12 protein-coding genes and 3 rRNA genes are annotated in these 21,910 nt (G+C 61.1%); 11 read left to right on the top strand and 4 right to left on the bottom strand.

Going from position 1 to position 21,910, the window contains the following annotated elements:
* The first annotated feature begins 3 nt into the window (after positions 1–3).
* The 8 genes from NFI08_RS10480 (at position 4) to NFI08_RS10445 (ending at position 12,894) form a co-directional block, all read left to right on the top strand.
* The gene (locus NFI08_RS10480; RefSeq protein WP_349589198.1) at positions 4–2,166 is read left to right on the top strand and encodes a peptidase M50; all 2,163 of its coding nucleotides are present in this window, start codon (positions 4–6) and stop codon (positions 2,164–2,166) included.
* 136 nt (positions 2,167–2,302) lie between these two features.
* Positions 2,303–4,120, top strand: a complete 1,818-nt coding sequence (locus NFI08_RS10475; RefSeq protein WP_240184302.1) for a preprotein translocase subunit SecA — start codon at positions 2,303–2,305, stop codon at positions 4,118–4,120.
* Between the two features lie 12 nt (positions 4,121–4,132).
* Complete coding sequence (locus NFI08_RS10470; protein WP_240184303.1) at positions 4,133–5,032, top strand: efflux RND transporter periplasmic adaptor subunit; 900 nt, start codon at positions 4,133–4,135, stop codon at positions 5,030–5,032.
* A gap of 660 nt (positions 5,033–5,692) precedes the next feature.
* Positions 5,693–7,230, top strand: a 16S ribosomal RNA gene (locus NFI08_RS10465).
* A gap of 240 nt (positions 7,231–7,470) precedes the next feature.
* Positions 7,471–10,358, top strand: a 23S ribosomal RNA gene (locus NFI08_RS10460).
* A gap of 94 nt (positions 10,359–10,452) precedes the next feature.
* Positions 10,453–10,568 (top strand): 5S ribosomal RNA (rrf, locus tag NFI08_RS10455).
* The 16S, 23S and 5S rRNA genes sit together here, the layout of an rRNA operon.
* A 587-nt stretch (positions 10,569–11,155) precedes the next feature.
* The gene (locus tag NFI08_RS10450; RefSeq protein ID WP_108447577.1) at positions 11,156–12,034 is read left to right on the top strand and encodes an MBL fold metallo-hydrolase; all 879 of its coding nucleotides are present in this window, start codon (positions 11,156–11,158) and stop codon (positions 12,032–12,034) included.
* A gap of 371 nt (positions 12,035–12,405) precedes the next feature.
* Positions 12,406–12,894 carry a DUF2938 family protein gene (locus NFI08_RS10445; RefSeq protein ID WP_108447578.1) on the top strand — a complete coding sequence of 163 codons (489 nt, stop codon included), beginning with the start codon at positions 12,406–12,408 and terminating at the stop codon, positions 12,892–12,894.
* On the opposite strand, the gene NFI08_RS10440 is transcribed toward NFI08_RS10445, so the two are convergent.
* Complete coding sequence (locus tag NFI08_RS10440; protein WP_349589193.1) at positions 12,881–13,960, bottom strand: c-type cytochrome; 1,080 nt, start codon at positions 13,958–13,960, stop codon at positions 12,881–12,883. The two genes, NFI08_RS10445 and NFI08_RS10440, sit on opposite strands and share 14 nt — an antisense overlap.
* A 614-nt stretch (positions 13,961–14,574) precedes the next feature.
* On the opposite strand from NFI08_RS10440, the gene NFI08_RS10435 reads away from it, so the two are divergent.
* Positions 14,575–15,015, top strand: a complete 441-nt coding sequence (locus NFI08_RS10435; RefSeq protein WP_108447580.1) for a hemerythrin domain-containing protein — start codon at positions 14,575–14,577, stop codon at positions 15,013–15,015.
* Positions 15,016–15,115: 100 nt separating this feature from the next.
* On the opposite strand, the gene NFI08_RS10430 is transcribed toward NFI08_RS10435, so the two are convergent.
* Entirely contained in the window at positions 15,116–17,089 is a 1,974-nt protein-coding gene (locus NFI08_RS10430) for an acyl CoA:acetate/3-ketoacid CoA transferase (RefSeq protein ID WP_349589190.1), read from the bottom strand.
* 301 nt (positions 17,090–17,390) lie between these two features.
* Here NFI08_RS10430 and NFI08_RS10425 point away from each other — a divergent pair, with 301 nt between their 5' ends.
* Entirely contained in the window at positions 17,391–18,242 is an 852-nt protein-coding gene (locus tag NFI08_RS10425) for an SDR family oxidoreductase (RefSeq protein WP_349589187.1), read from the top strand.
* Between the two features lie 113 nt (positions 18,243–18,355).
* Here the strand turns inward: NFI08_RS10425 and cysK are convergent, their stop codons facing one another.
* Positions 18,356–19,327: a cysteine synthase A gene (cysK, locus tag NFI08_RS10420; RefSeq protein WP_253029355.1), complete on the bottom strand. Its 972-nt coding sequence runs from the start codon at positions 19,325–19,327 to the stop codon at positions 18,356–18,358.
* A gap of 279 nt (positions 19,328–19,606) precedes the next feature.
* On the bottom strand, positions 19,607–20,554 hold the full coding sequence (locus tag NFI08_RS10415; RefSeq protein ID WP_349589184.1) for an alpha/beta fold hydrolase: 948 nt from the start codon (positions 20,552–20,554) through the stop codon (positions 19,607–19,609).
* A 407-nt stretch (positions 20,555–20,961) separates the two neighbouring features.
* Here NFI08_RS10415 and NFI08_RS10410 point away from each other — a divergent pair, with 407 nt between their 5' ends.
* Complete coding sequence (locus tag NFI08_RS10410) at positions 20,962–21,900, top strand: oxidoreductase (RefSeq protein ID WP_349589181.1); 939 nt, start codon at positions 20,962–20,964, stop codon at positions 21,898–21,900.
* Positions 21,901–21,910 lie beyond the last annotated feature (10 nt).

The raw sequence follows: 21,910 nt of genomic DNA, 5'->3' as shown, positions 1-21,910 counted from the left end.
ATCATGACCACTGCACTGTTCAGCCAGCACTGGCACCGAGTCGCCGATCTACGCCTGCGCCTGCGCCGGCATGCGCGTTTGTCACGCCACGAGTATCGCGGCGAACCGTGGTACGTGCTGCACGATTCCCTGACTGGACAGGTGCATCGTTTTACGCCGGAGTCCTATCAGATCATCGGGCGACTCGATGGACGACGCACCCTCGACGACATCTGGCATCAGGTCAGCCGGTCTTTGGGCGAAGCCATGCCGACACAGCAGGAACTGGTCACCCTGATCGGTCGCTTGCATCGTGCCAATCTGCTTTCGGGGCACGAAGACATCAATATCGAGGAACTGTCACGGCGTCAGACGCGGCAGCGTCGCAGCAAGTGGCTGCAGCTGATCAAGTCGCCGCTGGGCATCCGCATCCCGCTGCTGGATCCGGAGCGCTTCGTCGCCGCGAGCTACCCGCTGGTAAGGCCGCTGCTGGGCCCGCTGGGCGCGGTGCTGTGGCTGGCGACCGTGGTGCTGGCGCTGGTGGTCGCAGGCATCCACTGGACGCAGCTGAGCGACAACCTGGCCGATCGGGTGCTGGGGGTCGACAATCTGTTGCTGATGGCACTGGTCTACCCGTTGATCAAGACCCTGCACGAACTGGGGCACGCCTGGGCCACCCGCGACGCGGGCGGCGAGGTCCACGAGATCGGGGTGATGCTGCTGGTCTTTTTCCCGGTACCCTACGTCGACGCCAGCGCCGCTGCGGCCTGCCCGGACAAGGGCAAGCGCATGCTGGTCGGGGCCGCCGGGGTGCTGGTCGAACTCTGGCTGGCGGCGGCGGCCATGCTGGTGTGGGTCATGGCCGAGCCTGGCGTTGTTCGCTCGCTGGCCTTCAACGTCATGTTGATCGGCGGTGTCTCGACCCTGATGTTCAACGGCAACCCGCTGCTGCGCTTCGACGCCTACTACGTGCTGGCCGACTACCTGGAAATTCCGAATCTGTTTTCCCGCGCCAACCAGCAGCTCACCTACGTGGTCAAGCGCTACCTGCTGGGACGTCGCGATGTCAGCGGTCAGGCCGGTTCGCTCAAGGAGGCCTGGTGGCTGGTGGCCTATGCAGTGCTGTCCTTCGTCTACCGACTGATCATCATGGTGGTCATCGCCACCTTCGTCGCCACCCAGTACCTGTTCATCGGTATCCTGCTGGCGCTGTGGTCGGTGACCATGACGCTGCTGTTGCCCCTGTTCAAGCTGTTGAAGGCCATGTCCGTGGATAGCCAACTCGAAGGTTCTCGCACTCGCGCCTGGAGCTGGTTGCTCGGCGGCCTGGCGTTGCTGCTGGCGGGCCTGCTGCTGGTGCCCGCGCCTCACGCCACCACCCTAAAGGGGGTGATCGATTCTGCCGAGCCCGCGCGCCTGCGGTCCGGTGTCAGCGGTGAGCTGGTCGAACTGATGGCGATACAAGGGCAGCCACTTCGCACCGGCGACCCGATTGCCCGTATCGCGGCACCGGAACTCGACGCCGAGGTGAGGCTGCTCGAGGCCAGGGCACGGGAGGTTCAGCAGCAGCAGCAGGCCGATATTCGCGACCCGCAAGCGCTGTCGGTGCTGGCGGAGACGCAGCGCCTGGTCGAAGGTCAGCTGGTCGATGCCAGGCGCAGAGCGGCGGCGACATTGCTGACGAGCCCCCACGATGGACGCTGGATGATGCCCGAAGGGGCGCCCCTCCTGGGTAGCCATGTTCGCCGCGGCCAGGCCCTCGGGGTGCTGGTCAAATCTGGTGACCTGCGAGTGCGGACGCTGGTGCCGACCCACCAGGCGGAACTCGTGCGCGACGACCGGCGCAGCGTCAGCGTGCGTAGCGGCGGTGATGCAAAGGCCGCCGCCTCGCACCTGCTGCGGTTGTCCCCTGGCGCCAGTCATGAGGTGCCAAGCCTGAGTCTCACCCAGAAGGGCGGAGGCGATGTCGCCCTGGACCCCTCGGCGGCGTCGGGGGAAGGCGAGCCGCTGAGGGCCTTTCGTCGGCATCATCTGGCGGACTTCAGCGCCACCGGCCTGATCGAGAGCGGTGCAAGGGTGCGCCTGGGTCAAGGTGTCCAGGTGCGTATCGAGCACACACCGGAGCCGATTGGATTCCGCATGTGGCGGCAGGTCCGGCGTTCCTTCCTGCGCCTGTTCGAGCGCTGAGTCGATGCTGACACGAGTTCCCGCAGACGTCATCAGCCGCGCCGAGCGCCCGGTGTCAGCACCTGGTGCACTGGAACGGGCCTGGCACGGGTTGAGGGCAAGCCTCGGCGGGCCCTCCTCGGTCATACGATGGGTCTTGCGTTGCCGTCTTCCCGTCATTCACTGGCATGCGCGGCAGCTGTCACGGCTCGACGACACCGCGCTCGATGCGCAGGCTGGCCTTCTGCGCCAGGCGTTGCGCCGTCGCGGCGTGGTTGGGTGGCTATGGCCACGTGCCTTCGCCCTGGTCAGGGAAGTGGCACGACGTGAACTGGGCATGGCACACCACGACGTGCAGCTGTTGGGGGGCATGGTCCTGCTGAAGGGACAGGTAGCGGAAATGCAGACCGGCGAGGGCAAGACCCTGACGGCCACTTTGCCGGCTGCTACCGCCGCCCTGGCCGGCATCCCTGTGCACATCATCACGGTCAACGACTACCTGGCGTCAAGGGACGCCGACAAGATGGGCCCCGTCTACGCCCGCCTGGGTCTCTCGGTGGCCTCGGTGGTCCACGGCATGACGCCCGCCGAAAGGCGCAGGGCCTACTCGGCGGATGTGGTCTACTGCACCAACAAGGAACTGGTATTCGACTACCTGCGGGACACCCAGGAGCTCGGCACCAGACGTCACCCCTTGAGCGCCCACGCTGCACGACTGCAGGGGCGTCTCACCAGCCACAGGCTGCTGCTCAGAGGGCTGCACTTCGCCATCGTCGACGAGGCCGACAGCGTGCTGATGGACGAGGCGCGGACTCCCTTGATCCTGTCTGGCCCCGCCGGCGAGGGGGCACTGGATATTGCGCTTGTCGATGAGGCCATCGCCATGGCGAAGCGCTTTGTCGAGGACGAGCACTTCGTGCGGGAACAGGGGCAGCTGTTGTTGACCGACAGCGGCAAGCGTTATCTGGAATCGCAGGTCGAACGACTGTCCCGCCAGTCGATGGCCGGGCACTGGCAGGGACGTTCCCGTCAGCAGTGGTTGATCCAGCAGGCTCTGCTGGCGCAGCACCACTTTCAACGTGACGTCCACTACCTGGTACGGGATGGCAAGGTGCTGATCATTGACGAGCACACCGGCCGGGTGATGGAGGATCGGCGCTGGGAAAAGGGGCTGCAGCAGATGATCGAGCGCCGCGAAGGGTGCGAGCCCAGCGATCCCAACATTACCCTGGCGCGTCTGACCTACCAGCGTTTCTTTCGCCGCTATCGCCACCTGTCGGGTATGACCGGTACGGCGAGGGAGGTGCGGCGCGAACTCTGGACTACCTACCGTCAGAGGGTGGTGACGGTGCCCCCCCATCGGCCTGGCCGGCGGCGTCTCGGCAAGGTGATGCGTTGTGACACGAAGGCGGCCAAGTGGGAATGGATCTGCCAACGTCTTCCTTCTCTCGTCGCGCAAGGGCGTGCTGTGCTGGTGACCACCGTCAGCCTCGCTGATGCCGAAGCGCTTTCGGCGAGACTCAAGGCCAACGACATTGCACACCGAATACTGAGCGCTCGCCAGGACGCCGACGAAGCGGCGGTCGTCGCCGCAGCCGGGGCGCCAGGGGCGGTCACCCTTGCCACCAGCATGGCAGGACGCGGGACCGATATTCCGCTTGATCCGGTGACTCGTGGTGCGGGCGGCCTGCACGTGATCCTGGCGGGCCATCACGACGCTGCGCGGATAGATCGTCAGATCATGGGGCGCTGCGCTCGCCAGGGCGATCCGGGCAGCGTCGAGTGGGTGCTGTCCGAAGAGGATGAATTGCTGACGGAACTGGATGGCTGGCAACGCCGTCTTGGAAGGCTTGCCACACGACTGCGCCGCGCGCAGCAGACCAGGGAGCGTCGCCACGCCCGGGAGCGGGCACGTTTGCTCGAAGCCGACTGGCGTGAAGATGACCAACTGGGTTTCAGCGGAAGAGGGGAGTAGCGTGGCGCGAAGGTGGCATGGCGCGGAAAGAGGCGCGTTCATTTCTTTCATTCGCTCTATGGTTTTTCCCACTGGCAGATCTGTATGGCCATGGTCTGCGCTGATAGCCGATCGTTGTTTAACCCTTGTCTCCGTCATGGAAAGGAAGTGCGCATGAAAGCAGCGAGATCACTGATCGTTGCCCTGGGATGCATCGCCGCGCCGGCACTGGCGCAGGACACGGATCTGCAAGAACCGGGATTTGGTGAAATAAGCTGCCTGGTGGAGCCAGGTCGCCAGGCTGCTCTGTCGAGCCAGGTGCCGGGCGTCATCGAGCGAATCGACGTACAAGCGGGCGTGCGGGTGGCGGCTGGCGATCCGCTGTTTTCGCTGATGCGGGATGTCGAATCCGCCAGTGTCGAACTGGAGCGTTCTCGCGCCGCCTATGCGTCACGACGCATGCAGCGAAACCAGCGAATGATCGAGCGCAATATGCTCAGCGAGAGCGAACGTGACGAGATCGATACCGAGCTTCGCCTGGCCCGCCTGCAGGTCAATCTCGCCAATGCACGTCTGCAACAGCTCACGACGCGGGCTCCCTTCGATGGGTGGGTGAGCGAACGCCTGGCGGAGGAGGGTGAATTCGTTGACGCCACGCCGGTGCTTGAACTGGTTCAGCTCGATCCGCTACGCATCGAGGCCGCTTTGCCGCTGGCCGCTTACGGAAGAATCGCTGCAGGAGATGTCATCGAGGTAATGCTATCGAGCCCGGTGGGGCAACGCTATTCAGCGGAGGTCATCCATGTGGACCCGGTGATCGACGCTTCGAGCGGGACCTTCGCCTTGGCCATGCGGCTTGCCAACCCAGATGAGCAGATTCCGGCAGGGATCGCCTGTGAGCTCGGCGGCATCGTGGAAGGCGGCGACGCCTAGGCCGATTCGACACGTCAGTGGATGCTCCATGACGAGCCGGGTAAGCAGAGGCCGGGCAAGCAGAGAAAGCCCCGGCGGTTTGCTGCAATTTCTTGGCGCCTTCCTCGTCGCCTTGTCGGGGATGTCATGCAGATGACGGCGGTGTGAAATTTTTTTACACGAAGTGCTTGCCAAGGCCGGTCCCAATCCGTAGAGTACGCATCCGCTGCCGGCGACGAGCAAACGTCACAGGCGGTAAAGGGTGGTAAAAGTGATTGTTTTGAAAAGGCTTTTTCAAGTCTTCGAGAAATTCCCCACTTGACGGGCAACGAGAAATCGGTAAAATGCTCGCCACTCGATCGGAGTCGCCAGGACGGCATCGCAGAATGCGCGTCAGGCTCGCTTCGCTTTCTCTTGAGTCCTGCAGGCATCGCTTGCACGGCGAAAAAAGAAAGCCTTGACGAAACGCTTCGATTCTGTAGAATACGCCTTCCTCGCAGGGCGCTGCGCCAGCAGGCGCTGCAAAGCGAAAAGCTCTTTAAAAATTGATCAGGTAATTCATGTGGGCGCTTGCCGATGAGTCAGTGACACTGTCACTGAAATATCAAGGCAAGCGACTCGTCAAACGAGACGTTTGAACCTTGAGCCAAGTTTGGTCCGCTTAACGGGCTATCAGACTTTAAACTGAAGAGTTTGATCATGGCTCAGATTGAACGCTGGCGGCAGGCCTAACACATGCAAGTCGAGCGGAAACGATCCTAGCTTGCTAGGAGGCGTCGAGCGGCGGACGGGTGAGTAATGCATAGGAATCTGCCCGGTAGTGGGGGATAACCTGGGGAAACCCAGGCTAATACCGCATACGCCCTACGGGGGAAAGCAGGGGATCTTCGGACCTTGCGCTATCGGATGAGCCTATGTCGGATTAGCTAGTTGGTGAGGTAACGGCTCACCAAGGCTGCGATCCGTAGCTGGTCTGAGAGGATGATCAGCCACATCGGGACTGAGACACGGCCCGAACTCCTACGGGAGGCAGCAGTGGGGAATATTGGACAATGGGCGAAAGCCTGATCCAGCCATGCCGCGTGTGTGAAGAAGGCCTTCGGGTTGTAAAGCACTTTCAGTGAGGAAGAAAGCCTTGAGGTTAATACCCTCGAGGGAGGACATCACTCACAGAAGAAGCACCGGCTAACTCCGTGCCAGCAGCCGCGGTAATACGGAGGGTGCGAGCGTTAATCGGAATTACTGGGCGTAAAGCGCGCGTAGGCGGCTTGATAAGCCGGTTGTGAAAGCCCCGGGCTCAACCTGGGAACGGCATCCGGAACTGTCAGGCTAGAGTGCAGGAGAGGAAGGTAGAATTCCCGGTGTAGCGGTGAAATGCGTAGAGATCGGGAGGAATACCAGTGGCGAAGGCGGCCTTCTGGACTGACACTGACGCTGAGGTGCGAAAGCGTGGGTAGCAAACAGGATTAGATACCCTGGTAGTCCACGCCGTAAACGATGTCGACTAGCCGTTGGGCTCCTTGAGAGCTTTGTGGCGCAGTTAACGCGATAAGTCGACCGCCTGGGGAGTACGGCCGCAAGGTTAAAACTCAAATGAATTGACGGGGGCCCGCACAAGCGGTGGAGCATGTGGTTTAATTCGATGCAACGCGAAGAACCTTACCTACCCTTGACATCGAGAGAACTTTCCAGAGATGGATTGGTGCCTTCGGGAACTCTCAGACAGGTGCTGCATGGCTGTCGTCAGCTCGTGTTGTGAAATGTTGGGTTAAGTCCCGTAACGAGCGCAACCCTTGTCCCTATTTGCCAGCGATTCGGTCGGGAACTCTAGGGAGACTGCCGGTGACAAACCGGAGGAAGGTGGGGACGACGTCAAGTCATCATGGCCCTTACGGGTAGGGCTACACACGTGCTACAATGGCCGGTACAATGGGTTGCGAATCCGCGAGGTGGAGCTAATCCCATAAAGCCGGTCTCAGTCCGGATCGGAGTCTGCAACTCGACTCCGTGAAGTCGGAATCGCTAGTAATCGTGAATCAGAATGTCACGGTGAATACGTTCCCGGGCCTTGTACACACCGCCCGTCACACCATGGGAGTGGACTGCACCAGAAGTGGTTAGCCTAACTTCGGAGGGCGATCACCACGGTGTGGTTCATGACTGGGGTGAAGTCGTAACAAGGTAGCCGTAGGGGAACCTGCGGCTGGATCACCTCCTTAAACGACACGTCATCTGACTGTCGGTAAGTGCTCACAATGAATTACCTGATCGATAGAGCGGTTAACGGAACTTTAAGTTGGACGTTTGTGCTTCATTAGCAAGCCACAAGCCGCCAGCTTAGAGTTTTGTGCTCTAATGCTCTTTAACAATGTATATCATGCTGACAAAGTAAGATGCGTTTCAAGCGTATCCGGCAATTGTCGTGACATCATCGATTGACAGACCCTTTGGGGTTATATGGTCAAGCGATGAAGCGCATACGGTGGATGCCTAGGCAGTCAGAGGCGATGAAAGACGTGGAAGCCTGCGATAAGGTTCGGCGAGGTGGCAAACGACCTGCGACCCGGACATCTCTGAATGGGGAAACCCACCCAAGGTAACTTGGGTATCTCATGTTGAATATATAGACATGAGAGGCGAACCGGGGGAACTGAAACATCTAAGTACCCCGAGGAAAAGAAATCAACCGAGATTCCCCTAGTAGCGGCGAGCGAACGGGGACCAGCCCTTAAGCAACACAACTGGTAGGTGAACAGACTGGGAAGTCTGGCCATAGTGGGTGATAGCCCCGTAACCGAAACCTGAGTGTTGTGAAATCGAGTAGGTCGAGGCACGTGAAACCTTGACTGAAGACGGGGGGACCATCCTCCAAGGCTAAATACTCCTGACTGACCGATAGTGAACCAGTACCGTGAGGGAAAGGCGAAAAGAACCCCGGAGAGGGGAGTGAAATAGATCCTGAAACCGTATGCGTACAAGCAGTGGGAGCCAACTTGTTTGGTGACCGCGTACCTTTTGTATAATGGGTCAGCGACTTATTTTCAGTGGCGAGCTTAACCGTATAGGGGAGGCGTAGAGAAATCGAGTCTTAACTGGGCGACCAGTCGCTGGAAATAGACCCGAAACCGGGCGATCTATCCATGAGCAGGTTGAAGGTTGAGTAACATCAACTGGAGGACCGAACCAGGATCTGTTGAAAAAGATTTGGATGACTTGTGGATCGGAGTGAAAGGCTAATCAAGCCCGGAGATAGCTGGTTCTCCTCGAAAGCTATTTAGGTAGCGCCTCACGTATCACCGCCGGGGGTAGAGCACTGTTTCGGCTAGGGGGTCATCCCGACTTACCAACCCGAGGCAAACTCCGAATACCGGTGAGTGCAAGCGTGGGAGACACACAGCGGGTGCTAACGTCCGTTGTGAAAAGGGAAACAACCCAGACCGTCAGCTAAGGTCCCGAAATCCTGGTTAAGTGGGAAACGATGTGGGAAGGCTTAGACAGCTAGGAGGTTGGCTTAGAAGCAGCCATCCTTTAAAGAAAGCGTAATAGCTCACTAGTCGAGTCGGCCTGCGCGGAAGATGTAACGGGGCTCAAACCAGGTACCGAAGCTACGGGTTCGTCGAATGACGAGCGGTAGAGGAGCGTCGTGTAAGCCGATGAAGGTGTGTTGAGAAGCATGCTGGAGGTATCACGAGTGCGAATGCTGACATGAGTAACGACAAGGGGAGTGAAAAACTCCCCCGCCGGAAGACCAAGGGTTTCTGTTCGACGCTAATCGGAGCAGAGTGAGTCGGCCCCTAAGGCGAGGCCGAAAGGCGTAGTCGATGGGAAACGGGTCAATATTCCCGTACCTCACAGTATTGCGATGGGGGGACGAAGAAGGCTAGGTGAGCCAGGCGTTGGTTGTCCTGGTGAAAGCCGGTAGGCTGAGGATTCAGGTAAATCCGGATCCTCAAGGCCGAGAGGCGAGACGAACTGACTACGGTCAGGAAGTCATCGATGCCACGCTTCCAGGAAAAGCCTCTAAGCTTCAGATACTGTGAGACCGTACCCCAAACCGACACAGGTGGTCAGGTAGAGAATACCAAGGCGCTTGAGAGAACTCGGGTGAAGGAACTAGGCAAAATGGTGCCGTAACTTCGGGAGAAGGCACGCCGCATTAGGGTGAAGGTCCTCGCGACCGGAGCCTGACGCGGTCGAAGATACCAGGTGGCTGCAACTGTTTATTAAAAACACAGCACTCTGCAAACGCGCAAGCGGACGTATAGGGTGTGACGCCTGCCCGGTGCCGGAAGGTTAAGTGATGGTGTTAGCTCACGCGAAGCTCCTGATCGAAGCCCCGGTAAACGGCGGCCGTAACTATAACGGTCCTAAGGTAGCGAAATTCCTTGTCGGGTAAGTTCCGACCTGCACGAATGGCGTAATGATGGCCACGCTGTCTCCACCCGAGACTCAGTGAAATTGAAATCGCAGTGAAGATGCTGTGTACCCGCGGCTAGACGGAAAGACCCCGTGAACCTTTACTACAGCTTCACACTGGACGCTGATGTTGCTTGTGTAGGATAGCTGGGAGGCTTTGAAACCCTGTCGCCAGATGGGGTGGAGCCAACCTTGAAATACCAGCCTGGCATCATTGGCGTTCTAACTCAGGACCGTAATCCGGTTCGAGGACCGTGTGTGGTGGGTAGTTTGACTGGGGCGGTCTCCTCCCAAAGAGTAACGGAGGAGCACGAAGGTACCCTCAGCACGGTTGGAAATCGTGCAGTGAGTGCAAGAGCATAAGGGTGCTTAACTGCGAGACAGACACGTCGAGCAGATACGAAAGTAGGTTCTAGTGATCCGGTGGTTCTGTATGGAAGGGCCATCGCTCAACGGATAAAAGGTACTCCGGGGATAACAGGCTGATACCGCCCAAGAGTTCACATCGACGGCGGTGTTTGGCACCTCGATGTCGGCTCATCACATCCTGGGGCTGAAGTCGGTCCCAAGGGTATGGCTGTTCGCCATTTAAAGTGGTACGCGAGCTGGGTTTAGAACGTCGTGAGACAGTTCGGTCCCTATCTGCCGTGGGCGTTGGAGATTTGAGAAGCGCTGCTCCTAGTACGAGAGGACCGGAGTGGACGTACCTCTGGTGTTCCGGTTGTCACGCCAGTGGCATTGCCGGGTAGCTATGTACGGACGGGATAACCGCTGAAAGCATCTAAGCGGGAAGCCCCCTTCAAGATGAGATCTCCCTGAGGCCTTGAGCCTCCTAAAGGACCCAGCAAGACCAGCTGGTTGATAGGCCGGGTGTGGAAGCGCTGCAAGGCGTTGAGCTAACCGGTACTAATGGTCCGTGAGGCTTGACCATATAACACCCAAAGGGTTTTGGTCGATGATGTCTCGAATCAATTGACGGATACGATGAAGCGTATCGTCAGCATGATATACATTGCCTTTTTCCGCCTGACGACCATAGCGAGTGGGAACCACCTGATCCCTTGCCGAACTCAGAAGTGAAACCGCTCAGCGCCGATGGTAGTGTGGGGTCTCCCCATGCGAGAGTAGGTCATCGTCAGGCATTTATTCAGAAGAAGCCCGGTTATCGAGAGATAACCGGGCTTCTTCGCATGCATGGGAAGACCCCGCTTTTTATTTGTGGGGCCGCACTGCGTGCGGTCCGGCCGCTCGCAGGCTCGCGTCGTTCGTCCCCCCTTGCAGCTTCGCTGCAAACCTTGGGGTGACTCACCCCCATGCGAGCGACCTTGCTGTCTAAGCGTCATCGTCAGGCATTTATTCAGAAGTAGGCCCGATTATCGAGAGATAGTCGGGCCTTCTTTTTGTAAAGAGCGCATGCATGGGCTCTCTACAAGTTCAGTCGAATAAGGCGAGGCGACTCCCCCATGAGACTACCCCGTCGGGAACAGGGGAGAACCGCCGCAGGCGGGCCCTGAGGAACGAAGGGCGAGTCTCAGGGGTGAGACGAGTAGAGTAGCCGGCAGGCCGGCCCGTCCGTCAGGCATTTATTTAGAAGAAGCCCAATTCCAGGAGGAGTTGGGCTTCTTTCGTTTCTGCTTCCCATGCGGAATGCTGCTCTGGATGGAACAAAGGTGCTAAAGAAAGATCGAAATGGCATATTCATCGTACACAGAGCGAAGGAGGTGCCAGATGCAACGAATTCGTCATTCCGAGGGACGGCCACAGGTGACGGGGTTCTTCGATACCGCGACATCGAGCGTCCAGTACGTGGTCACGGACCCCGATACCAGACGGTGTGCCATCATCGATCCGGTGCTTGATTTCGATGCGGCCTCCGGTGCGACGTCTACTGCCAGCGCGGATGAACTGCTTGGCTACGTGAAGGAACACGGCCTCGAAGTGGAGTGGGTGCTGGATACCCATCCCCATGCCGATCATCTGTCGGCGGCGCAGTATCTCAAGCAGCAGACGGGGGCGCCGACGGCAATTGGGCAAAAGATTACCGAGGTACAGGCGCTGTGGAAGGATATCTATCATTGGCCGGAGCTCGCCTGCGACGGTAGTCAGTGGGACAGGCTGTGGGCCGAGGGGGATCGCTTCTCCATCGGTAGTCTCGAGGTCGAGGTGATGTTCTCTCCCGGGCATACCCTGGCGTCGGTGACCTACCGCGTCGGTGATGCTGCCTTCGTCCACGACACCCTGTTTCAGCCCGACTTCGGCACGGCCCGGGCAGACTTTCCCGGTGGCGACGCTCAGGCGTTGTGGCAGTCGATACAGGATCTGCTTGCCTTGCCGGAAGATACCCGCATATTTACCGGACACGACTATCGCCCCGGAGGCCGGGAGCCCCGGTGGGAGAGCACGGTGGCTGAGCAGCGCCGTGACAACATCCATCTCCAGGGTCAGCACGAGGCCGGTTACATCGCCATGCGCAATGGACGCGACCAGGACTTGCCGATGCCTGCGCTGATGCTGCCGTCACTCCAGGTGAATATTCTGGGAGGGCGTTTGCCCAAGGCAGAGTCCAACGGTCGTCGCTACCTCAAGATCCCGCTCAACGCCTTCTAAGCGCCGTGACGCCTGCTGAGAGCGGCCTCCGAGAGCGGAGTCCATGAATATTTCTGCGGCGGGCGCTTGCCGATAGGGTCCGGTGGATATCATCCAGTGATGGTTCCTCGGGCCTTGCCCTTTCGATAGCGACTTCGATATCGACGTCGTTAGCGAGCGCAGGCGCTTGGGCATGCGTTTCTGGTGAAGTGTCTGCTTTCACGCTAGGTTGGTCAGGCGGTTGTCGGCTCAGGTGGCATGAATGGCGCCTCTGCTTGATGGATAGTATTTCCACTTGGCCTGCGCGCGTCGGTGGTGACGCCGATCGTGTGACGGGCGCTTATGCCTTCGGCTCCAGGGCGGTTGATGGAGTCCAGTGTCAGGAGAAAGGGATGTTCGATACGCTTGGTCTTGCCCTGGTGATCGGTGTCGGGGGGACTGCCCTGCTGGATCTGTGGAATTGGCTGTTGAACAAGTCGATAGGGCAACCACTGCCACCCTGGCATCTGGTCGGCCGCTGGTTTTCGGGCTTGCCCAAGGGGAGACTGGTCCATCGGCAGGGGATCGCTTCCTCGCCTGCGATCGGCGGGGAGCTCGCCATCGGCTGGATCATGCACTACGTCGTGGGCGTGAGCTTTGCCTTGGCGCTGTTGTTGGTGTGGGGAGATGGCTGGGCGTTGGCACCGACCTTTGGCCCGGCCTTGATCGTGGGCCTGGTGACGGTAGGCGCGGGCTGGTTCATCCTGCAGCCTGGCATGGGAGTGGGGGTTGCCTGCTCGGGCGCTCCCAACCCGAGCCTCGCCCGCATGAACAACGTGGTGGGCCATATTGTCTTTGCCCTGGGCATGTATCTGACGGCGCGTCTGATCACGGCGGGCTGAGCAGATACCTCGGGGTGAAGCGAGGTTCCAGATAGACAGTCTGGGCCGTCAGAGCAATGCTCTCGAGTGCCTTGTTCAATCGCTCCGGTGTCAGATCGGCCCCTGCTGCAGCCAGGGCTTCTCCGAGCAGGGCGCCAAGGGCGTAGCCGCGCAGGGCTTCGGGCCCCTGATCGTGGAGGGCGGCCCAGCTCAGGGCATCCTGGTGCGGTATGGCGAGGATAACCTCATGGCCGGCTTCTGCCAGGGCAGCGGCGTGTTCGCCGAGATGATCCAGACAACCGACCAGGGTTCTGGGGGTGTCCAGCAGTTCACCATTTTCCAGTTCGTCGACAATATTGTCGCTGGCGACCAGGGTCACATCGGCTGCCGCCGAGAGCGGAAGACTCATGGTCATCAGCCGAAAGCGAAATTCATCGCCATGGCGGCCGAGCAGGCCCACGCGCTGTGCGCTGGTATTGCGCACTTCCTCGACGGCGGCCACCAGGCAGGCGGTCTGCAGGCGCTCTTCCAGCCGGTCATCGATCTCGGCCAGGGTCGTCAACACGTCAGGCCGCGTCGTCACCTCGATACGTCGACCAAAAGCGCCGCCCTGGCTATTGAAGGCAGCAATGGCCGCGCTGAAGCCGATATCCAGGTCCGAATTGCCTGAGATGCCCACCAGCACACGTGTGGGTTCGATGCCGGTGTCCGTCGCCGCCGAGAGCTGTTGCAAGTGGTCGATCAGCGAGTCCAGAACGTCGTCGTCCAGCACGTAACGTGGCATCTGCGCAGACAGTCGGCGTTGATCGGGAGCGATGCCCTGACTCAGTGCCTTCAGCAGACTCGTTCGATCATAGCCAGGCTGGTGGTCTTCGCTGGTCAATGCCGTCCAATGGACAGCAGGTGCAGTGCCATCGATCCCCAGGCCATCGACACCGTGGCAGCTTGCACAGGAGGTATGAGGCGACTCGCCGTGACTTCCCTGCTGGTAGAGGGTCTGTCCTGACGTCAGAGGAGGGGAGTCGGCGGCTCGGGCGGAAAGCACGATGCATGAGGCCATGACGGCAAGTCGAATGCTGGCTCTCAAGGCAGGGTGTCCTCCCGCTATTGCGTGTCCATGTACAGTAACGCAGCTTCCGAGTGGCTGGGCAAGCTACCATCGTCCATCCCCCCGGCTCCTTGCTGCCCACACACTGTAGCCGGGATTGCCGCCTCAGGGCGGCTGACGTCCGAGTTTGTAGTCAGTCGACGCAGCCTCTGTCGGATGCTAACCGACAACCTGTCGGTGCGACTCGAGGTGTTCCCGAAGCCGCACGATTTGGCACGTACCGAGCAAGAATTTGCCAATTGGGTCCGCCCGAAAATGACGTTCGTCCCATTGCTGGCGGTCGTTACCTGGCGCCTCCCGGACGAATCCGACCGGCTAGCGTCCTCAAGCGTTCGCAAAGCGCTCCCGCGGGTTCGCTGAGCAAGCTTTCTTCCCGTAGCCGTCTGGCCTGGGAGTAAAGGCCAGCAGGAGTGGAGAAGAATTGGGCAAAAGACTCGGTAGACTTAGGCGATCGTAGGCTTCGGGTTGCGGATCTTGAACAATAAAACCATCCTTGTATAAGTTTGGTATATGGAAGAGCCGTGACATCGCCATGGAACAGACGCCGTCGACGGCGCGATCCTGGCACCGCTTCTACAAGGAGGAAGAGATCCGTGACCATCTTTGAAGCCCTGCGTGAGAGCCACGACAAGCAGCGCCGCCTGCTGGAACTGCTGGTGGAGACCGAAGGCGACAGTGACGGGCGCGATGAGCTGTTCAAGCGCGTCAAGGAGGAGCTCGAGAACCACGCTGGCGCAGAAGAGCGGGCCCTGTACATGCCGATGATGGAGCATGACATGACCCAGGAGAAGGCGCGGCACAGCGTGGCCGAGCACCACGAGATCGATGAGCTGATCGAGGCGCTCGAGACGACCGACTACAGTTCACCGGGCTGGCTTGCCAGCGCCAAGAAGCTGCAGCATCTGGTCACTCACCACCTCGACGAGGAAGAGCAGGAGGTGTTTCAGCTCGCCGGACGCGCCTTTGACGATGCCACCAAGGCCAACCTCGCTGAAGAGTATCTGCAGGACATGCAGGATCGGGAAGCCGGCTGAAGGCAGACGTTTTTCAAGCCGCTTGCACAAAAGGCGCTGGAGGAAACTCCAGCGCCTTTTTCATGGAGAGCCATCAGACAGCCATATGGTCGCAGAATGGTCAGCTGTCTTGCTGCTCGTCGAGCAGGTGGCTCAGGGCGTCCTTGCGGTTCTCGTAGATGTGCGGTGCATCGGCACGGCGCTCCAGCGCGTCGCCGAGCTTGAGGCGCAGGAAGGCACTGGTGGTGTAGCGAGTGACGCGCTCGTAGAAGCGCTCGGACAGGCCGCAGATCATTTCGGTGTAGCGCTCGACAAGGTGCGGCGCGATGGTGAAGTTGTCGTAGTTGACGATGGCATAGACGGGACGGCCCACGGGCTCAAGCAGGCGTTCGACCTCCCTCTCGATGGTGGCGATGGTGTCATCGTCGTTGACCGCCAGTCCCTCGAAGTTGATGAAGAACTGGTAAGTGTCGAGATCGACGCTCAAGCGCTCGGCGATCGGCCGCTCCAGCAGGGTCTCGAGCAGGTCCATGGAGGCGCTGTCGAACAGGCGGGGATCCATGGTGGCAAGGGGCGCGTCGATGTGGGGCCGAAAGTCCATCAGCGCCAGGATGTCGCGCTCAAGTTCCATCCCCGGGGCGATCTCGATCAGCGTCAGCCCTTGCGCGCGCAGTTCGAACACGCAGCGCTCGGTGACGTAGAGCACCGGCTGGCCGCGCTTCGCCGCCAGGGGGCCACTGAAGGTGCGGTGCTCGACGCGCTCGACAAACTTGCGCTGGCTGCCGTCGGCGTCGATCTTTAGTCTTCCCGAGTCGATGGACAGCTGGGCACCGGCGGTGAAGGTACCGACGAACACTAACCGTTTGGCGTTCTGGCTGATGTTGATAAAGCCGCCGGCGCCGGCAAGCCTGGGGCCGAAGCGGCTGACGTTGACGCTGCCCTCCTGGTCGACCTGGGCGAGACCGAGAAAGGCGATGTCCAGGCCGCCGCCATCGTAGAAGTCGAACTGGCTTGGCTGGTCGATGATCGCCTGGGTATTGATGGCGGCGCCGAAGTCGAGCCCGCCCGCCGGCAGGCCGCCGATGACGCCGGGCTCGGCGGTCAGCGTCAGGTACTCGAGCAGCCCTTCCTCATTGGCTACGTTGGCGATGCCCTCGGGCATGCCGATGCCCAGGTTGACGATGCTGTTGGGCCGAAGCTCGAAGGCGGCGCGGCGGGCGATGACCTTGCGCTCGGTCAGCGAGAGGCTGGCGATGTCATTCATCGGCGCCTTCAGTTCGCCGGCGAAGGCGCGACTGAACTGGGTGGCGAAGGTCTGCCAGTGATACTCGGGCTGTGCCAGCACCACGGCGTCGACCAGCACGCCGGGGATCTTCACGTCCTTGGCCTTGAGGGTGCCTCGTTCGGCCAGACTCTCGACCTGGACGATGACGATGCCCCCGGAATTGTGCACCGCCATGGCAATGGCCTGCATCTCCAGAAATAGCGCCTCACGCTCCATCGTCACGTTGCCGTCGGCGTCGGCGGTGGTCCCGCGCAATAGCGCGACCTGAATCGGCTGAGCCTGGTAGAACAGGTACTCCTCGCCATCGATGGGCATCAGCCGCACGCGATCCTCGGTGGTGCGCTCGTTGATCTTGCCGCCCCCCTGACGTGGGTCGACAAAGGTATCGAGCCCCACCTTGGTCAGGGTGCCCGGCTTGCCGGCGGCGGTGTCGCGAAACAGATGGGAGATCACGCCCTGTGGCAGGTTGTAGGCCTCGATCTGGTTGTCGATGGCCAGCTTCTGCAAGCGCGGTACCAGCCCCCAGTGGCCTCCGATGACGCGCTTTAGTAGTCCAGGGCGACCGAAGTGATCGACGCCACGGCCCTTGCCGTCGCCCTGGCCAGCGGCGTAGATCAGCGTCAGATCACGAGGATGGCCGGACTCCACGAAGCGTTGCTCCAGCGCTACCGCCAGTGCCTCGGGAAAGGCCACCCCGACGAAGCCGCCGGTGGCAAGGCTGTCGCCGTCACGGATCAGCTGTACCGACTCCTCGGCACTGACCACCTTGTTGCGTTGGCGACTGACGCTGGGAGGAGTGCGATGGGGCATGGGTGTTCCTTTTCAAGCCATGGGGATAGGAGGCACGTCGGCACGCAGAGCCTATTGACCAGTGTGAGCGACATGAAGGCGGCGAGAGGTCGAGATGCTTGACGGTGCAAAGTCGTTGCTTGCCCCTTGAAGTCAGTCGCTGACTGTCCCACTCTGTACAAAAGTGGTACACAACCTTCACGTCACGTGCAGAAAAGGGCTTCTGCCGCAGACGCCTGTTGCGTACCGCCGGCCCCCAGGGATGCCCGTGGTGGCGGGGGCCATGACGTTCGCCATGTCGATGAGCCGAAGGAGTGGATCCATGTCTACACAGCAACCCCCTCAGCAACAGCATCGTCAGCCCGGCAGCGAGTCGGCCATGCAGCCCGAGCCGGAGGTGATCCGTGACAGCTACCGTGGCAGCGACAAGCTGGACGGCAAGGTGGCGCTGATCAGCGGCGGCGACAGCGGTATCGGTCGCTCCGTGGCGGTGCACTATGCCCGTGAGGGCGCGCACTGCGCCATCGTGCATCTGGAAGAAGATCAGGATGCCGAGACCACCCGCCAGATGGTCGAGAAGGAAGGCGGTGAGTGCCTGGTGCTCAAGGGGGACGTCGGTGATGCCGACTTCTGTCGTCAGGCCGTGGCCAGCACCATCGAGCGCTTTGGACGGCTCAATATCCTGGTCAACAACGCCGCCGAACAGTATGACTGGTCCGATATTACCGAGGTGGATGATGCGCAGCTGGAGCGGACCTTCCGCACCAATGTCTACAGCCACTTCTATCTGTCCAAGGCGGCGGTGCCCCATCTCGACGCCGGCGATACCATCATCGCTACCTCCTCGATCAATGCCTTCAAGGGCAATGACACCCTGCTCGACTACACCGCGACCAAGGGGGCGGTGCAGGCACTGGTACGTTCGCTGGCGGCGACCCTGATGGATCGCGAGATTCGCGTCAACGCAGTGGCCCCGGGGCCGGTATGGACGCCGTTGATCCCGGCGAGCTTCGACGAACAAAAGGTCGCCGAGTTCGGTGGTCAGGTGCCGATGAATCGGGCAGGCCAGCCCAGCGAGATGGGGCCCGCCTATGTCTATCTGGCCAGCGAAGAGTCGTCCTACATGAGTGGCCAGACGCTGCACCTCAACGGTGGCGTGGTGCTCAATACCTGAGATGCCGCAGGAGGCTGCGCGACTCGCCTCTCCAGCGGCAGCGATGAAAGGCGGGATCGAAATGACAGGCGAGCCGGCACGGGCCGGCTCGCCTGTTGACCGTCTGGGCGACGTTACTGGTTGAGTTCCTGCTCGGTGAACAGGTCGGCGAACAGCGCCGAGCTCAAATAGCGCTCAGCGCTGTCTGGCAGTACCACCACGATATTCTTGCCGGCGAACTCGGGCAGCTTGCTGACACGCACCGCAGCCTCGACCGCTGCCCCGCAGGAAATGCCGCAGAGGATGCCTTCTTCACGCATCAGTCGATGGGCCATGGCCATGGCGTCCTCGTTGGTGACCGTCTCGACGCGATCGACCAGATCCATGTCCAGATTGTCCGGCACGAAGCCGGCACCGATGCCCTGGATCTTGTGGGGAGCGGGCTTGAGTTCCTTGCCTTCCCTGGCCTGGGTCAGGATAGGGGAGTCGGTGGGCTCCACCGCCACGGTGGTGATCGCCTTGCCCTGGGTCTTCTTGATGTAGCGCGAGACCCCGGTCAGGGTGCCCCCGGTGCCGACGCCGGCTACGAAGACATCGACCTCGCCGTCGGTATCGTTCCAGATCTCGGGGCCGGTGGTGGTCTCGTGGATGCGCGGGTTGGCCGGGTTGGAGAACTGCTGGGGCAGGAAGTAGGTCGACGGATCGGACTTGGCCATCTCTTCGGCCTTGGCGATGGCGCCGGGCATGCCCTTGGCCGGTTCGGTCAGCACCAGTTCGGCGCCCAGGGCCTTCAGTACCTTGCGCCGCTCCAGGCTCATGGAGGCCGGCATGGTCAGGGTCAGCGGGTAGCCCTTGGCGGCGGCAACGAAGGCGAGGGCGATGCCGGTATTGCCGCTGGTTGGCTCGATGATGGTCATGCCCGGCTTGAGCACGCCGCGTTCCTCGGCATCCCAGATCATCGCCGCACCGATCCGGCACTTGACGCTGTAGGCCGGATTGCGCCCCTCGATCTTGGCCCAGATCGTGGCGCCTTCATTGACCCGGTTCAGCCGCACCAGCGGGGTGTTGCCGATTGCCTGGGCATTGTCGTCGTGGATGCGAACCATGTCTGACCTCCGTTGCAGGGCCCCGGGTAGCCAGTACAGGCGAGTCGACCAGGGGCAAATGATGGATGCGAAAGAAATCTATCGAGCGTCCACTATGCCTCAGGTTGGCGCCCGCCACGAGAGAGCGAGGGCTCGCTTACCGCCAGGGGAATTAAAGCGGCTGGCGAAACAGCACGCGCCCGCATCAAGCGGGCGCGTGATCGGCATGGTGAACGCCGTCGCCGTTCAGGACCCAAGGTCGGGTCTCCCGGCGAGCAGCGCTGACAAGGGCGGAACCTCCTACTGCTGGTCCCACGCAACGAAGGCGTCGACCACCTCCTGGGGGCGCTCCAGCGGATAGAAGTGGCTGGCGTCCAGATATTCCCAGGTGGCGTGGGGCATGATGCGGGCCAGTGCCACGCCGGAGACGTAGGGCGGCTGGAAGGGGTCATGCACGCCCCACAGCAGCATCGCAGGCTTGTTCCACATCACCATCCGAGGTGAGGCCTCAAGGGTAAGGCGGTTATCCATGGCCTTGAGGTACTCGATGAAATGGTTGCGGGTCGACTCGTTCTCGGCATAGTTGCCGTAGAGGTCCTCGAGGATCTCGTCGGTCAGGGTCTCCTCCGGCTGCATGAGACCTGCCGAGGCGAAGTTCTTGACGATCTCGCGGACGTTGTCGGCACTGAAGATCTGGCTGGCCTCGGCGGACTTGGCCTTGGCGATGGCGGCGTTGGCCTCAGGGACCGGCCACATGTCGAGCACGGCGGAGTTGCCGATCACGATCTTGCGGACCTGGTTCTGCTCCTTGAGCTCGGGATCGGTCACCATGATCTGGGCGATGCCGCCCCCCAGGTCGTGGCCGAACAGGATGTAGGGGCCGGGCATGACCTGATTGGCGAAGTCGGTCATGATTTCGGCCTGGCCCTTGAGCGAGTGGTCGGCGTCCATGGGGCCGTCGGTGTAGCTGAGCCCGAGTTGGCCGGGCGCGAAGACGTGATAGCCCTGTTCCGCCAGCAGCGGGCCCACCCGGGAGAACAGCACGCTGTTGAGCGGAATGCCATGGATCAGCATGACCGCCGGGTCACCAGGCTCGCCCCATTCGCGATAGGCGACGCGAAAGTCTCCTACATCAGCAAACTGACGGCCGGGCATCTCGTCGGCAAAGGCCGCAAGTGGTGTGACGGCAAGCGGCGCGATGGCAAGGGCGAGCGACAGGGCAAGGGCGTTGATCGTGCGGATGGGCATGGCGGCTCCTGGGACGGTTATCGATAGCGCTGGCGCCGATGAACACGGTCGTGATGGCGGTGGTACAGGCACGAGTGTCAACGGCGGTGCTTACATGGGAGACGGTGGCCGGCCGAGGGCCGAGGCCAGTCGCTTCAAAGGCACTTCATACTCTAGATCAGCGTTACCCGATAAGAAGCCCCCCTGGATTGTCCAAGCATGTTTGAGCATAACGTGATGAAAGCTCGAGTCTGTGCCTTCTCTCCGAGGCCTGTGCCTCTTCACCATGGTCGGGGCTAAAAGAGCACAAGATCGAGCACCTACCTCGAAAGGTGAGTGCCATCTTCGAATTCAAACGCGCTAGCGTGGTAACCGAATCCATGAAATTGGGAGCTTGGCCGTTGAACCATCAAGGGACTGAAAGGTGCGTGCTGGTGACAGGGGCGTCGTCAGGGATCGGCGAGGCGATCGTCACCGCGCTGCTCGAGCAGGGGTTTATCGTCTACGCAGGCGCTCGGCGGGTCGAGCGCATGAGCCACCTGGCTGATAAGGGCGCCCGGGTGCTGGCGCTGGATATCACCGACGCCGACAGCATTGCCGCGGTGCTGACACGTATCGAGCGCGACGGCGTCGAGCTCGATGGGTTGGTCAACAACGCCGGCTACGGCAGCTATGGCGTGCTGGAGGAAGTCCCGATCGAGGAGGCCAGGCGTCAGTTCGAGGTCAACGTGTTCGGGCTGATGGCGTTGACTCGGGAGGTCTTGCCCGGCATGCGACGTCGACGGCGCGGTCGCATCGTCAATATTGGCTCCATGGCCGGCCGTATCTGGTTTCCGGTGGGTGGCTGGTACCACGCCACCAAGTACGCGTTGGAAGCGCTGAGTGATGCCCTGAGGGTCGAGATGCGCCCCTTTGGCCTGTCCGTCAGCCTGATCCAGCCCGGGGTGATTCGCAGCGAATGGGCGGCGATTGCCCGCAAGCCCTTGTGCGAGAACCCTCCCGAGGCGCCCTATGCGCGGATCAAGCGCGGCATGGCCGCCATCCTTGCCGATCACTCCCGGGCCGGCACCCCCGAGATGATCGCCGAGGCGGTGGTCCATGCCCTGACCGCCAGTCGCCCACGTCGACGCTACGCGCGGCCTCGGGACGCCAGGATATTGATCTTCCTGCACTGGCTTTTACCCACCTGGGCGTGGGAGAGAGGCGTCAGGTGGTTGCTGGCACGCTATGCCCGCAGAGCGAGTGACGACAACGGCGGCGGTGCTAGTGTCGACGGAGACGAGGCCGGCCCTGACAGCGGCCCGGAAAACAGCAACGAAAGCGGTAATAAAAGCGACGGCGAAAAGCGGGGTGAGGCGGAAAGCTGAGCCGACGCCG

Source organism: Halomonas sp. EF61 (genome assembly GCF_040147045.1).
Lineage (GTDB): Bacteria > Pseudomonadota > Gammaproteobacteria > Pseudomonadales > Halomonadaceae > Halomonas > Halomonas litopenaei.
Note: the sequence above shows the minus strand (reverse complement) of the source record. Positions and strands in the feature narration are given on the sequence as shown.